Below are 13092 nucleotides of genomic sequence, written 5' to 3' on the forward strand. Positions count from 1 at the left end.
CTCCGTCCACGACACACCGCCGAAGGATCCCATGGACGCTATTCTCGAAAACCTGCCACTGTACTGGGAGGGTCTGCTCCGGACCCTGTTCCTGTCTACTGTGTCCGGAGTGATCGCCCTCGTGTTGGGGACGTTGCTGGCCGCAGCCAGGGTTTCTCCTGTCGCAGCCCTGCGCGGCTTCAGCATGACCTATGTCGAAGTCCTCCGGAACACCCCCCTTACCATTGCTTTCTTCTTTGCCGCGATTGTGCTGCCCCGCCTGGGAGTGACCTTCGACCAGTTCGAAGTGGCGGCGATCATCGCACTGAGCGCTTACACCGCAGCCTTCATCGCTGAAGCTGTCCGCTCCGGTGTCAACAGCGTTCCCGTAGGGCAGGCCGAGGCCGCCCGCAGCATAGGAATGAAGTTCAGCCAGGTGCTGTCCCTCATCATCCTGCCGCAGGCCCTCCGCACTGTTATTCCTCCACTGATCAACATCCTGATAGCGCTCGTGAAGAACTCGTCCGTCGCGGGCGCCTTCTTTGTGCTTGAACTCTTCGGCTACGGCAGGCAGCTTGCCAACGCCTACGGTGACCAGGTCCTGGCCGTGCTGCTCGGCGTTGCCTTCTTCTACCTCCTGCTCACCGTTCCGCTCGGCATTCTGGCCAGCACAGTCGAACGAAAGGTGGCGATTTCCCGATGAGCTCAGTTCTCTACGACGTCCCGGGGCCCAAGGCACGCAGAGTTTCCCTCATCGGGTCAGTGGTGGGCTCACTGCTGATCCTGGGGTTGCTCGCGTGGATCATTATGACCCTTGCACAGCAAGGGATCTTCGAAGGCCGCCGCTGGGCCATTTTCACCCGGGCCGATGTCTGGTCGCTCCTCGGTAATGGTATCGGCGCCACGCTCAGCGCAGCCGCCTTGGCAGCGGTCATTGCCTTCCCGCTGGGGCTGATGCTTTGCCTCTTGCGGATCTCGGACCTTGCCGTCATCCGGATTCCCATACGTGTGGTGCTGGAGTTCCTCCGCGGCATGCCCGTTGTCCTGATGATGTTTTTCGTTTTGCTGGTCTTTGGCACCAACGCCTTCATCGCTGTCGTGGCCGGCCTTGTTCTGTACAACGCGGCCGTCTTCTCAGAGATCATCCGTGCCGGCATCCAGTCCCTGCCCAAGGGCCAGCGCGAAGCCGGCCTCACGGTTGGCCTGACGAGCTTCCAGTCACGCATGATCATCGAACTTCCCCAGGCCGTCCGCCGCATGATGCCCTCTTTGGTGGCCCAGCTCGTGGTGCTCCTGAAGGACACCTCGCTGGGTTACATCGTGGCGTACGGTGAGTTGCTGCGCGCGGTGCAGGTCATGGCGGACTTCCTGGGACCAGCATTCCTGTTCCCCATTTTCTTTGTGGCTGCAGCCATCTACATCGCGATCAACATCTGTGTCTCACGTATCGCCGTGTGGATCGAACGGCGTGGCACCAAAAAGGCCGCCGGCGGGGTCGCAAAGGCTGAGCCGGAGCCCATCGAAGCCGCCGTGCCTTAGCAGCGTTCCTTAGCAACCAAGGCGGGAAGGGCCGGATTCATCAAGGATCCGGCCCTTCCTGCGTTCAACGTCCGCAGCCTAGGCCGAAAGCCACTTCCGCAAAACACGCAGGCATTCGCGGATGGCGTCGGCGTCCACGTGTTCGTTGTCCTTGTGCGCCAGCAACGGGTCGCCAGGGCCGAAGTTCACTGCAGGGATGCCGAGTTCACTGAAACGAGCGACGTCGGTCCAGCCGTATTTGGGTTTCGGTTCAGCTCCGACGGCGGCCACGAAGGACGCGGCAGCGGGGTGATTCAGGCCCGGGCGTGCGCCTGCAGCAGCGTCCGTCCGGACGACGTCGAACCCTTGCAGCAGTTCCCGGACATGCGCCTCCGCCTGGTCGGGTGACTTGTCGGGGGCGAAGCGGTAGTTGATTTCCACCACGCAGCGGTCGGGGATGACATTGCCCGCTGTGCCGCCGTGGATCTTCACCGCGTTGAGGCTCTCGCGGTAGTCGAGTCCGTCTACATTGATGGTCTGCGGTTCGTAGGCGGCCAGGCGGGCGAGGATCGGGGCCGCGGCATGGATGGCGTTGCTGCCCATCCAGGCGCGGGCGGAGTGCGCTGCCTCCCCCACGGTGGTGGCCTCGAAGCGGCTTGTTCCGTTGCAGCCGCCCTCCACGGTCCCGTTGGTAGGCTCCAGGAGGATGGCGAAATCTCCCTCCAGGAGCCCGCCGTAATTGCGGACCAGGCGGCCCAGCCCACTCTTGAACTCTTCCACTTCCTCGTGGTCGTAAAAGACGAAGGTGACGTCGCGCTTCGGTTCCGCCCCGCCGTCGAACATGGTGGCTGCCAGCGCCAGCTGGACCGCAACACCGCCCTTCATGTCCGTGGCTCCGCGTCCGTACAGGACGCCTTCGCCCGGGATCCCTGACTCCCAGCTCGAGGGGACGGTGCCCCGTGCGCCCTCGGTGACCGGCAGCGGGACCGTATCAAGATGCCCTGCCAGGATGACGCGCTCCGGCCGTCCCAGTTCTGTCCGGGCGATCAGGGCATCGCCGTCGCGCACGATGTGCAGTGCCGGAATGGCGCTGAGGGCGGCCTCGATGGCGTTGGCAAGGTCCGTCTCATTTCCGGACACGCTGTTGAAGTCCATGATGGCGGCAGTCAGGAGGGCAACATCCTGGCGGACGTCGAGCGGCAGGATGGAAGCAACAGGTTCGGTTTCGGCAGTCACGATGCCAGTCTAGTTCGAACCCGGGGCCCGGCTCTCGATAGACTGGGCCCATGACTGAGACCGCTACTTCTGCCGTGCCCGAAAACCAGAACGAAACCGCTGACGCCCGTTCCGCCTACGGCTTCGGGCTTGCCACCATCGCCACCGTGAACGGCGAGGCCACTGTCCTGGATGTCTGGTTCCCGGCACCCGCCCTTGGCGTTGCCGCCGAAAACCTGCGGGCCGTTGATAGCGCGGACCCGGCCCTGGCCGAGATCGCGGAAAACGGTGCCGACAAGGACCGCGGAACCGAGCAGAAAGTGGTATTCGTCCAGATCGACCTGGATGAGGCGCCGGCAGACACTGCGGACGCGTACCTGCGGCTGCACCTGCTGTCGCACCGCCTGGTGCGGCCGAACACCATCAACCTCGATGGCGTCTTCGGCAAACTTCCCAACGTCGTCTGGACCAACTTTGGCCCCGCCGCCGTGGAAGGCTTCGAGTTGACACGTGCCAGGCTTCGCCGCCGCGGTGCTGTCACTGTGTACGGCGTCGACAAGTTCCCTCGCATGGTGGACTACGTGGTACCCGCCGGCGTTCGGATCGCCGACGCCGACCGCGTCCGCCTCGGTGCCCACCTCGCCGAGGGCACCACTGTGATGCACGAGGGCTTCGTGAACTTCAACGCCGGCACTTTGGGGACCTCCATGGTGGAAGGCCGAATCTCCGCCGGAGTAGTGACCGGAGACGGCAGCGACGTCGGTGGCGGCGCGTCCATCATGGGCACACTCTCCGGAGGCGGAAAGGAAAAGATTGCCATCGGCGAGCGGGTCCTGCTGGGCGCCAACTCCGGCGTCGGGATCAGCATTGGTGATGACTCGGTGGTGGAGGCCGGACTCTACGTGACCGCCGGCACCCGCGTTCGCGTGATCGGCCCGAAGGACGCCGACGGCGAGGACACCACCAAGGTAGTAAAGGCCGTGGAGCTTTCCGGTGTTCCGAACCTCCTGTTCCGGCGCAACTCCACCACCGGCGCCGTGGAGGTCCTTCCGCGCAAGGGCCAGACCGTGGAACTCAACCACGCCCTGCACGCCAACTGATCCGCCCAGCTCATTCAGCAGTGGCAAGTGGACGTGGCCTCCGGCGACCCGTGGTGTTGCTCCTCACCCTGGCGCTCGTAGGAGGCGGCATTTATACGGCGGTTTCGTTTCTGCAGCGCTCCGAGACCTTCGTCTCGGAGCGCTGCACCGCCGTGATTGACTCCCAGACGGCGGAGCTGGCAACGGACCAGGCGGTCAACGCCTCCCTGATTACGGCTGTGGCTGTCCAGCGGGGGCTGCCGCCGCGGGCGGCGAGCATCGCCCTTGCCACTGCCATGCAGGAATCCAAGCTGCGCAATATCGACCACGGCGACCAGGCCGGACCGGATTCGCGGGGTTTGTTCCAGCAGAGGCCCTCACAGGGGTGGGGCACCGAGGCGCAGGTCATGGATCCGTACTACGCTGCCAACGCCTTTTACAACGCGCTGGTCAAAATCCCTGACTATCAATCGATGGAAATCACCGATGCGGCCCAGCGCGTGCAGCGCTCCGCCTACCCCGACGCGTACGCCCAGCACGAGGACATGGGCCGGTTCTTCGCGTCCGGTTTGACAGGCCAGTCCCCTGGAGCGGTGCACTGCACGCTACGCTCACCTGACGGTCCAGGCGATACCGCCCAGGTTGCAGCCGAACTGTCCCAGGCCTACGGCCCGCTGGCTGCGACGGCCGACGGTCAGACGCTGACCATCGAAGCGAACGGTGCACAGGCGTGGTCCCTGGCACAGTGGGCCGTCGCGAATGCCAAGGGCCTTGCGGTGACCAACGTGGACGTAGCGGGACGAAGCTGGAACCGGGCAGGAGGGAAAGGATGGCAGGTTTCAGATACGACCGGCAGCCAGGTCCGGATAACCGTATCGCCGGCGACTTCCGACAGCTGACCCCCGGCGGCAGGGCTGCTTCATTTGCAGGACGCGCTCAGACGAGCATCTCCACCACTGGCTGGACATAGCTGCGAAAAAGCTCGGGCTGGGACATCAGCTCATGGCTCATGATGATCTTGTCCGGTTCGAGGTACCACGCCCGTTGCTCGTTCAGGGGCAGTTCGATGATGGTCAGGTTGAAGTCCCGGGAACCACGGCCCACCTCCATAAGGCGGTCATCAACCATGTCGTCGAGCAACTGGTCGGAACCGCTGGCGACCCTCTCTGCCTCCAGCTCGGCGTACTCACTACGGCGCTCCCGCGCCCACGTCAGGGCCGCCCCAAAGTGCGCCTGCAGGACCCGCTGCAATGCAGGCGAGTTTCCGAAGGCCTCAAACGTGGGCGGCGTCAGGTCCGGCGACATCTGGGGGTAGGACTTGAGCAGCTGGTCCCACCAGGCTTCCCACTCCGTTTTGAGGGCGCTGAGGCCGCCTACTTCGGCAGTGAGATGCGAGTGGTCGGCATGGCGGATTTTCGGAGCGGCATGGGAGAGCGCCGGACGGCCGGCACCGTCCAGTCCGGCGGCATCACGCACATACAGGGCAATCATCATCGGCCCCGACGTGTCCATGGTGATCTGCCAGCCGGAACCGCCTGTGCGATGCATCCCTCATCCTTCCGTGGCGTGCGCAGTACCGGCTTGTTTCCGGTTCTGCTTCCCCGGCTCCCAGTCTATTCCCGAAGCTGCCGGACGTTAACGGACTGACCAGCGGACATGCCGACGATTTGGCGCTCCAGGACGTCACGGCACATCTGGGCGGTCATCCACTCAGGCTGCAGCAGCGCGTGCATGCACAGGCCGTCGATGGTGGCCAGGAGCCTCTCGGCTTCGATGACCAGTGAGTGCTGCCCGCTGCCGTCGTCCGGCACGAGCTCCGTGACCAGCTGGCCGACGACGGCGGCCACGCCGCGGTGGCTACGGTCAGCCTCAACAGCGAGGAAGGGCCTGATGCGGGCAGCGTTCTTGAAGGCCATCCACACGCACGCGTCCACCGCCCGTTGTTCATCCAGTGGCAACAGTTCACCCAACAGTGTTAAAACAGCCTCGTGGTGTCCCGCTGTGCCGGGGGTGAGCAGTTTCAACTCTGCCAGCGCATCGGCCAGGCGGAGCGTAATCCTGTCAACCACGGTGGCGAAAGAGTAGGTCAGGAGCTCCTCGCTGCTTGCGAAGTAGTGCCTGACGGACCCGACTGCAAGCCCTGCCTCGTCGGCTACTTCACGGAGTGAGGCCCGCTCGAGGCCGTCTGCCGCAATGATCCGGAAGACGGCGTCGACAACTTCCCCGCGCCGGGCTTCGGCATCTACGATTTTTGGCACTCCTACTTTTTAACACACCTGTGCTGGAAAAGCTGCCAGGCCACGGTGTTTCCGGGTCCGGGCCTGCCATGCCCGGCATCCGGGAGGGCCGGGCATCCTGGACACTAAGTGGGATAGTTTTGAGGCATGAAAATTTTGGTCACGGGTGGCACCGGGTACATCGGCTCCCACACTGTTTTGTCCCTGCAGGAAGCCGGCCATGACGTGGTGGTGATCGACAACCTGGTCAACTCCAGCGAGGAATCCCTGCGCCGGGTCGCCCAGCTCAGCGGGAAGACCGCCGAATTCCACAACGTGGACCTGGTGGACGAGGCCGCCGTCGAAAAGGTCTTCGCAGCCGGCGGGATCGACGCCGTCATCCACTTCGCCGGGCTCAAGGCCGTCGGCGAATCCGTGCAGGAACCGCTGAAGTACTACTACAACAACCTTGTCGGCACCCTGAACCTCATCCGCGTGATGGACCGGCATAACGTCCGTTCCCTCGTCTTCAGCTCCTCCGCCACCGTGTACGGCGAGCACAACCCCATCCCCTATGTCGAGAAGATGGAAATCGGCGCCAACAACCCCTACGGCCGCACCAAGGAGCAGATCGAGGACATCCTCTCCGACCTCGGAGACGCCGATCCCCGCTGGCACATCGCCCTGCTGCGCTACTTCAACCCGGTCGGCGCGCACCCCTCCGGCCGCATCGGCGAGGACCCTCAGGGCATCCCCAACAACCTCGTCCCGTTCATCGCCCAGGTCGCCGTGGGCCGCCGCGAAAAACTCATGGTCTTCGGCGGTGACTATGACACCCCCGACGGCACCTGCCTGCGCGACTACATCCACGTCGTCGACCTCGCCGAAGGCCACGTCGCGGCCCTGAACCACGTCGCGGACCGCACGGGAGTCTTCCGCTGGAATCTCGGCTCCGGCAAGGGATCCTCCGTCCTGGAGGTCCTGCGCTCGTTCGAAAAAGCCGTCGGCAAGCCCATCCCCTACGAAATCACCGCCCGCCGCGCCGGCGACCTCCCCGCGTTCTGGGCCGACGCCACCTCAGCCCTGGCCGACCTCAGCTGGTCCACCACCAAAACGGTGGACCAGATGTGTGAGGACCACTGGCGCTGGCAAAAAAACAACCCCCAGGGCTACGCGTCCTGACCCCTCGACTGCTCCGTAACCGCCCTTTAGGAGGTTCATAAGGGCGTTTGCGGAGCAATCGATGGACTTAAAAGCAGCGGCCGCCCACCTTGCGAGGGGGGCGGCCGCCGTCGTTCATTACCAGGGCCCACACCGGCGAGGGACCCGAACCGTGGATCCGCTCTGGCGAGGGACCCGCCCCGAGCTTGCGAGGGTCGGGAGCCGGAGTGGCCCTGCGAGGTTTGGGAGCCGGTGGGGATCTAGCGTGCCGGGTAGTTGCGCTCGGGCTCGCCGATGTACAGCTGGCGCGGGCGGCCGATCTTGGTATTGGGGTCGCTGATCATTTCACGCCACTGCGCGATCCAGCCCGGGAGGCGGCCGATCGCGAAGAGCACGGTGAACATCTTCTCCGGGAAGCCCATGGCCTTGTAGATGAGGCCGGTGTAGAAATCCACATTCGGGTAGAGCTTGCGCTGGATGAAGTAGTCATCATTCAGCGCCTTCTCTTCCAGGCGCATGGCGATGTCCAGCAGTTCGTCGTTGCCGCCGAGCTTGCTGAGGATCTCGTGGGCCGTTGCCTTCACGATCTTGGCGCGCGGATCGTAGTTCTTGTAAACGCGGTGTCCGAAGCCCATAAGGCGGACGCCGTCTTCCTTGTTCTTGACCTTCTCCATGTAGTCCTCGGGCTTGGTGCCGTCGGCCTGGATCTGGCGGAGCATCTTGAGCACAGCTTCGTTGGCGCCGCCGTGGGCCGGGCCGAAGAGGGCGTTGATGCCCGCGGATACTGAGGCGAAGAGGTTGGCATTGGAGGAACCGACCAGGCGCACCGTTGAGGTGGAACAGTTCTGTTCGTGGTCAGCGTGCAGGATCAGCAGGAGATCCAGCGCCTTGGCGATGACCGGGTCCACCTCGTACTGTTCGGCGGGAAGGCCGAAGCTCAGGCGCATGAAGTTCTCCACCAGGTTCATGGAGTTGTCCGGGTAGAGCATGGGCTGCCCGATGGACTTCTTGTGCGCGTAGGCGGCGATGACCGGCATCTTGGCCATGAGGCGGATGGTGGACACTTCCACCTGCTCGGCGTTGAACGGGTCCAGGGAGTCCTGGTAGAACGTGGACAGCGCCGACACGGCCGATGACAGGACAGGCATCGGATGCGCGTCGCGTGGGAAACCGCTGAAGAAGCCCTTGAGCTCTTCGTGCAGCAGGGTGTGGCGCCGGATCTTCTGGTCAAACTCTTCCAGTTCCGTGGCGCTGGGCAGGTTGCCGTAGATCAGCAGGTAGGAAACCTCGAGGAAGCTGGAGTGCTGCGCCAGCTGCTCGATGGGGTATCCGCGGTAACGCAGGATGCCCGCATCGCCGTCGATGTACGTGATCGCCGAGGTGGTTGCCGCGGTGTTCATGAAGCCGGGGTCAAAGGTGACTGCGCCCGTCTGCTTCAGCAGTTTGGAAACGTCGTATCCTTCGTTTCCTTCAATAACCTGGATGCGCGGGAGCTTTAGCTCGCCCCCTGCGTGGAGCAGGGTTGCGCTGTTGGTCTCAGTCATGGAGTCCCCTTCATGAGGCGTCTGGGCCTCTGTCGAAAGCTTGATCCAACATCCGGTGAGCCGCGCACTGTCCCTGTTACGTCAGGATTCCAACACCCGGGCTGCCTTCTTGTAGAAAGCCACCATTGATAGTCACTTAAAAAGTACCGCCCCTTGGCGGGTGTCACTAATCGGCGATGTGCGGAAATGCCCTAAAATGCCCATCTTGTGGTGCGAGTCACATGATTGTTACGGCGCTGCGGCGAGCCGCGACACCGCCGCGTCGATCCGTTCATCGCTGCCCGTAAGTGCAACGCGCACAAACCCGTTGCCTGCGTCCCCGTAAAAGACGCCCGGCCCCACCACGATGCCACGGTCCGCAAGGCGGCCCACGGTTTCCCAGGTGCTCTCGCCGGCAGTGGACCACAGGTACAGTCCGGCTTCGGATTCCTTGATTTCCAGGCCGAACTGTTGCAGGGCCGGCACGAGCCGTTCCCGACGTCCGCGGTACAAGTCCTTCTGGGCCAGGACATGGGTGTCGTCCCCGAGTGCCACGCGCATGGCTTCCTGGACCGGGTAGGGAACGATCATCCCGGCGTGTTTGCGGCTGTTGACCAGGTTGGCCATGATGTCCGGATCGCCAGCCACAAAGGCTGCCCGGTAGCCGGCCACATTGGACTGCTTGCTCAGCGAGTACACCGCAAGGAGGCCTTCGTGGGACCCGCCGGCAACGCGTGGATCCAGGATGCTGGGCACCGGTTCGCCACCGCGCTGGACGTCCCAAGCGCCCCAGCCGAGCTCCGCGTAGCACTCGTCAGATGCGACGACGGCACCCAGTTCCCGGGCCTGCGCCACGAGCGCCTTCAGCGAATCAGCGGTCCTCACGGCCCCGGTGGGGTTGCCCGGAGAGTTCACCCAGATCAGCCGCACCCTGGAGCGGGTGACATCATCGAGTTCGTCAAGGTTGTCCGTGGCAACCGCTGTGGCGCCTGCGAGCGTGGCACCGATGTCGTAGGTGGGATAGGCCACCTTGGGACGGACGACGACGTCGCCCGGCTGGAGTCCGAGCAACAGCGGCAGCCACGCCACGAGTTCCTTGGAACCCACAGTGGGCATAATGTTCTTGGGATCCAGGCCCGGAACGCCTCGGCGGCGGTCAAACCATGCCGCGACGGCTTCCCGCAGCGGGAGGGTGCCATGCACGGTCGGGTACCCGGCAGCGTCTGCAGCGGCCTTGAGCGCCTCCTGGATCAGCCTGGGCGTCGGGTCAACGGGAGTTCCGATGGAGAGGTTGACCGCCCCGCCGGGGTGCTCAGAAGCTCTGGCCAGGTACGGCGCCATGGCCTCCCACGGGTAGTCGGGAAGGCTCAGGCCAAAACTGTTCACCGCTGCTGTCACCGGGGCCTCCGGTTCAGTGGTCTTGGTTCTGCGGCGGCAGGGCGGCGATCATCGGGTGGTCCTTGCCCGTGTTGCCGATCTTTGCGGCACCACCGGGCGAGCCGAGGTCGTCGAAGAACTCCACGTTGGCCTTGTAGTAGTCTGCCCATTCATCGGGGGTGTCATCCTCGTAATAGATGGCCTCCACCGGGCATACCGGTTCGCAGGCACCACAGTCGACGCACTCATCCGGATGGATGTACAGCGAACGCTCGCCCTCATAGATGCAGTCGACCGGGCACTCCTCAATGCATGCCTTGTCCTTGACATCTACACACGGCTGCGCGATTACGTACGTCACGTCCCTTGCCTCTCCACGTTGTTTCCGGCGACCGCCGGCAGTTGCATCCGGCGCTGGGTCCGGACTGTTGACTTCTGAGCCTATTATCTCCCAGCGCGTTCCTGCGAACCTAGCCAGCCACCTAGTATGAACTGGTGAGACCCGCCCAGCCTACGCCCCGAGAGTTTCTGGCTGCCGCCGCACCCGGGACAAGGGTGGTGGTCCGCTACCGGATCGACGGCGGGGGCCTCACGGACGCACTGGGTTACCTCGTGGGCACTGACGACGACGGCTGCACCGTGAGGACGCGGCAGGCCGACGTCGTGATCCCCCTGGAGCTCGTTGTGGCTGCCAAGGAAGTGCCCCCGGCCCCGCGGCCCCGCCCAGCGCGCGGCCGGGACTGAAACCTCTCCAAACACCGGAAAACGAAACTGCCGGCACGACGGCGGGGATCCCGCCTGCCGTACCGGCAGCTTCTTGGAGTTTTTGTCCAGATCTAGCGGGTTGAACCGCCATAAAGTCCCTTTATCTGGACAAAAACTCTCTAGACCTTCGCGCGGGCGCGGTTGGCCTTGGCGCGCTCGTTAGTGTCCAGGATGACCTTGCGGATGCGGATGGACTCCGGGGTCACCTCGACGCACTCATCCTCGCGGGCGAATTCAAGGGACTCTTCGAGGGTGAGGTCGCGCGGCGGCGTCAGGTTCTCGAAGGTGTCGGAGGAAGCTGCACGCATGTTGGTGAGCTTCTTCTCCTTGGTGATGTTCACGTCCATGTCATCTGCGCGGGAGTTTTCGCCGACGATCATGCCTTCGTAAACCTCCGAGGTGGGCTTCACGAAGAAGGAACCGCGCTCCTGCAGGTTGATCATGGCGAACGGCGTCACAACACCCGCGCGGTCCGCGATCATGGAACCGTTGGTGCGGTACTCGATCGGACCGGCCCAGGGCTCGTAACCCTCGGAGATGGAGGCTGCAATGCCGGCGCCGCGGGTGTCCGTGAGGAACTTGGTGCGGAAGCCGATCAGGCCACGGGCGGGGACGATGAACTCCATGCGGCACCAGCCGGTACCGTGGTTGGCCATGTTGGTCATACGGCCCTTGCGGGCGGCCATCAGCTGCGTGACGGCACCGAGGTATTCTTCGGGCACGTCGATGGTCATGTGCTCCATCGGCTCGTGGATCTTGCCGTCGATGGTCCTGGTAACAACCTGCGGCTTGCCCACAGTCAGTTCGAAGCCTTCACGGCGCATCTGCTCCACGAGGATGGCCAGCGCCAGCTCGCCACGGCCCTGGACTTCCCAGGCGTCGGGACGCTCGGTGGGCAGAACCTTGATGGAGACGTTACCGATCAGTTCCTTGTCCAGGCGGTCCTTCACCTGGCGGGCGGTGACCTTGGCGCCCTTGACCTTGCCGGCCAGCGGCGAGGTGTTGATACCGATGGTCATGGAGATCGCGGGATCGTCCACGGTGATCAGCGGCAGCGGCTGCGGGTTCTCGGCATCGGTCAGGGTCTCACCGATCGTGATCTCCTCGATGCCGGCGACGGCGACAATTTCGCCCGGTCCGGCGGACTCGGCCGGGACGCGGTCCAGCGCCTTGGTGGCCAGGAGCTCGGTGATCTTGACGTTCTTGAGTTCGCCGTTGGCACGTGCCCAGGCGACCGTCTGGCCCTTGCGCAGGGTGCCGTTGTAGATGCGCAGCAGCGCGAGGCGGCCCAGGAACGGGGAGGCATCCAGGTTGGTGACGTGGGCCTGGAGGACGCCGTTCGGGTTGTAGGTCGGGGCGGGAATGTGCTCGACGATGGTCTGGAACAGCGGTTCCAGGTCTTCGTTCTCAGGAGCGGTTCCGTCAGCCGGCTGCTCGAGGGAGGCACGGCCCACCTTGGCGGCTGCGTAGACAACGGGAACGTTGAGGATCTTGTCCAGGTCCAGGTCCGGCACTTCGTCGGCGAGGTCTGAGGCGAGTCCCAGGAGCAGGTCCATGGACTCGTGGACGACTTCCTCGATGCGGGCATCGGGACGGTCGGTCTTATTGACCAGCAGGATGACGGGCAGGTGCGCGGCCAGGGCCTTGCGCAGCACGAACCGGGTCTGGGGCAGCGGGCCCTCGGACGCGTCAACGAGCAGAACGACACCGTCCACCATGGACAGTCCGCGCTCCACCTCGCCACCGAAGTCGGCGTGGCCCGGGGTGTCAATCACATTGATGGTGATGGTCTCGCCCTTGGAGGAAGGTCCGTTGTAGGCCACCGTGGTGTTCTTGGCCAGGATGGTGATGCCTTTTTCGCGCTCCAGGTCACCTGAGTCCATCACGCGGTCTTCGAGGTGGTTGTGCTCGGCAAAGGAGTTGGTCTGCTTGAGCATGGCATCGACCAGGGTGGTCTTGCCGTGGTCAACGTGGGCCACGATCGCGACGTTGCGCAGGTCACTGCGCGATGCAGTGGCTACGGCGGTGTTGGTGGTGGTTTCAGACATGCGTAATGGCTCGATTCAGTGGGTCAGCTGTAAGGTATCGCAACATTTCCAACTGGAACGCACGACGGATTCGTCCCTTCACACAGGGCACCTTCCCCTATTCTAGCCGCTGAGCCATTTATTGGCCTAAAAACCCAAAGATTGATGCAGGCAGGGGCCGCCAGGAACTTCCCGCGGACACAAATATCTGGTGACTAAAGTCACTGGATTT

Annotated in this window: 13 protein-coding genes; 6 read left to right on the forward strand and 7 right to left on the reverse strand. The window is 63.9% G+C overall.

All coding sequences use genetic code 11. The annotated features are described in order from the left end of the window. Positions 1–31 precede the first annotated feature (31 nt). A complete protein-coding gene (locus AU175_RS18210; protein WP_066292939.1) occupies positions 32–682 on the forward strand; it encodes an amino acid ABC transporter permease in 651 nt (216 codons plus the stop codon). Beyond that, a complete protein-coding gene (locus AU175_RS18215; RefSeq protein ID WP_066292941.1) occupies positions 679–1518 on the forward strand; it encodes an amino acid ABC transporter permease in 840 nt (279 codons plus the stop codon). The genes AU175_RS18210 and AU175_RS18215 overlap by 4 nt, the downstream gene beginning before the upstream one ends. A 78-nt stretch (positions 1519–1596) precedes the next feature. On the opposite strand, the gene dapE is transcribed toward AU175_RS18215, so the two are convergent. Further along, positions 1597–2733, reverse strand: a complete 1137-nt coding sequence (dapE, locus tag AU175_RS18220; RefSeq protein ID WP_066292944.1) for a succinyl-diaminopimelate desuccinylase — start codon at positions 2731–2733, stop codon at positions 1597–1599. Positions 2734–2783: 50 nt separating this feature from the next. On the opposite strand from dapE, the gene dapD reads away from it, so the two are divergent. Further along, positions 2784–3812, forward strand: coding sequence for a 2,3,4,5-tetrahydropyridine-2,6-dicarboxylate N-succinyltransferase (gene dapD / locus AU175_RS18225; RefSeq protein WP_066292946.1), 1029 nt, complete (start codon positions 2784–2786; stop codon positions 3810–3812). Between the two features lie 20 nt (positions 3813–3832). Beyond that, entirely contained in the window at positions 3833–4690 is an 858-nt protein-coding gene (locus AU175_RS18230; protein ID WP_066292952.1) for a hypothetical protein, read from the forward strand. Between the two features lie 37 nt (positions 4691–4727). Here AU175_RS18230 and AU175_RS18235 read toward each other — a convergent pair whose 3' ends face one another. Together AU175_RS18235 and AU175_RS18240 are read right to left on the reverse strand one after the other, a co-directional pair. Then, positions 4728–5339 (reverse strand): hypothetical protein, encoded by a 612-nt coding sequence (locus tag AU175_RS18235; RefSeq protein ID WP_066292955.1) that lies wholly within the window; start codon positions 5337–5339, stop codon positions 4728–4730. A gap of 65 nt (positions 5340–5404) precedes the next feature. Next, positions 5405–6049, reverse strand: a complete 645-nt coding sequence (locus tag AU175_RS18240; protein WP_066292957.1) for a TetR/AcrR family transcriptional regulator — start codon at positions 6047–6049, stop codon at positions 5405–5407. A gap of 126 nt (positions 6050–6175) precedes the next feature. Here AU175_RS18240 and galE point away from each other — a divergent pair, with 126 nt between their 5' ends. Beyond that, positions 6176–7189: a UDP-glucose 4-epimerase GalE gene (gene galE, locus AU175_RS18245; protein WP_066292959.1), complete on the forward strand. Its 1014-nt coding sequence runs from the start codon at positions 6176–6178 to the stop codon at positions 7187–7189. A 239-nt stretch (positions 7190–7428) separates the two neighbouring features. On the opposite strand, the gene AU175_RS18250 is transcribed toward galE, so the two are convergent. From AU175_RS18250 to fdxA, 3 genes are all read right to left on the reverse strand, one after another. Next, on the reverse strand, positions 7429–8712 hold the full coding sequence (locus AU175_RS18250; RefSeq protein WP_066292961.1) for a citrate synthase: 1284 nt from the start codon (positions 8710–8712) through the stop codon (positions 7429–7431). A gap of 228 nt (positions 8713–8940) precedes the next feature. Continuing rightward, positions 8941–10089: a succinyldiaminopimelate transaminase gene (gene dapC, locus AU175_RS18255; protein ID WP_066292965.1), complete on the reverse strand. Its 1149-nt coding sequence runs from the start codon at positions 10087–10089 to the stop codon at positions 8941–8943. A gap of 13 nt (positions 10090–10102) precedes the next feature. Then, the gene (gene fdxA / locus AU175_RS18260; protein ID WP_009356972.1) at positions 10103–10429 is read right to left on the reverse strand and encodes a ferredoxin; all 327 of its coding nucleotides are present in this window, start codon (positions 10427–10429) and stop codon (positions 10103–10105) included. Between the two features lie 134 nt (positions 10430–10563). Between fdxA and AU175_RS18265 the strand changes: the two genes are divergently transcribed. Then, a complete protein-coding gene (locus tag AU175_RS18265) occupies positions 10564–10812 on the forward strand; it encodes a putative acetyltransferase (RefSeq protein WP_082979280.1) in 249 nt (82 codons plus the stop codon). A gap of 140 nt (positions 10813–10952) precedes the next feature. Here the strand turns inward: AU175_RS18265 and typA are convergent, their stop codons facing one another. Beyond that, positions 10953–12881, reverse strand: a complete 1929-nt coding sequence (typA, locus tag AU175_RS18270) for a translational GTPase TypA (protein WP_066292973.1) — start codon at positions 12879–12881, stop codon at positions 10953–10955. Positions 12882–13092 lie beyond the last annotated feature (211 nt).

The sequence above is a fragment of the Arthrobacter sp. B6 genome (assembly GCF_001663775.1).
Lineage (GTDB): Bacteria > Actinomycetota > Actinomycetes > Actinomycetales > Micrococcaceae > Arthrobacter.

Coding starts and splice junctions, on each gene's coding strand:
- dapD (WP_066292946.1), top strand. CDS start 2,784: ATGACTGAGACCGCTACTTCTGCCGTGCCCGAAAACCAGAACGAAACC.
- galE (WP_066292959.1), top strand. CDS start 6,176: ATGAAAATTTTGGTCACGGGTGGCACCGGGTACATCGGCTCCCACACT.
- AU175_RS18235 (WP_066292955.1), bottom strand. CDS start 5,339: ATGCATCGCACAGGCGGTTCCGGCTGGCAGATCACCATGGACACGTCG.
- typA (WP_066292973.1), bottom strand. CDS start 12,881: ATGTCTGAAACCACCACCAACACCGCCGTAGCCACTGCATCGCGCAGT.
- AU175_RS18250 (WP_066292961.1), bottom strand. CDS start 8,712: ATGACTGAGACCAACAGCGCAACCCTGCTCCACGCAGGGGGCGAGCTA.
- AU175_RS18215 (WP_066292941.1), top strand. CDS start 679: ATGAGCTCAGTTCTCTACGACGTCCCGGGGCCCAAGGCACGCAGAGTT.
- AU175_RS18210 (WP_066292939.1), top strand. CDS start 32: ATGGACGCTATTCTCGAAAACCTGCCACTGTACTGGGAGGGTCTGCTC.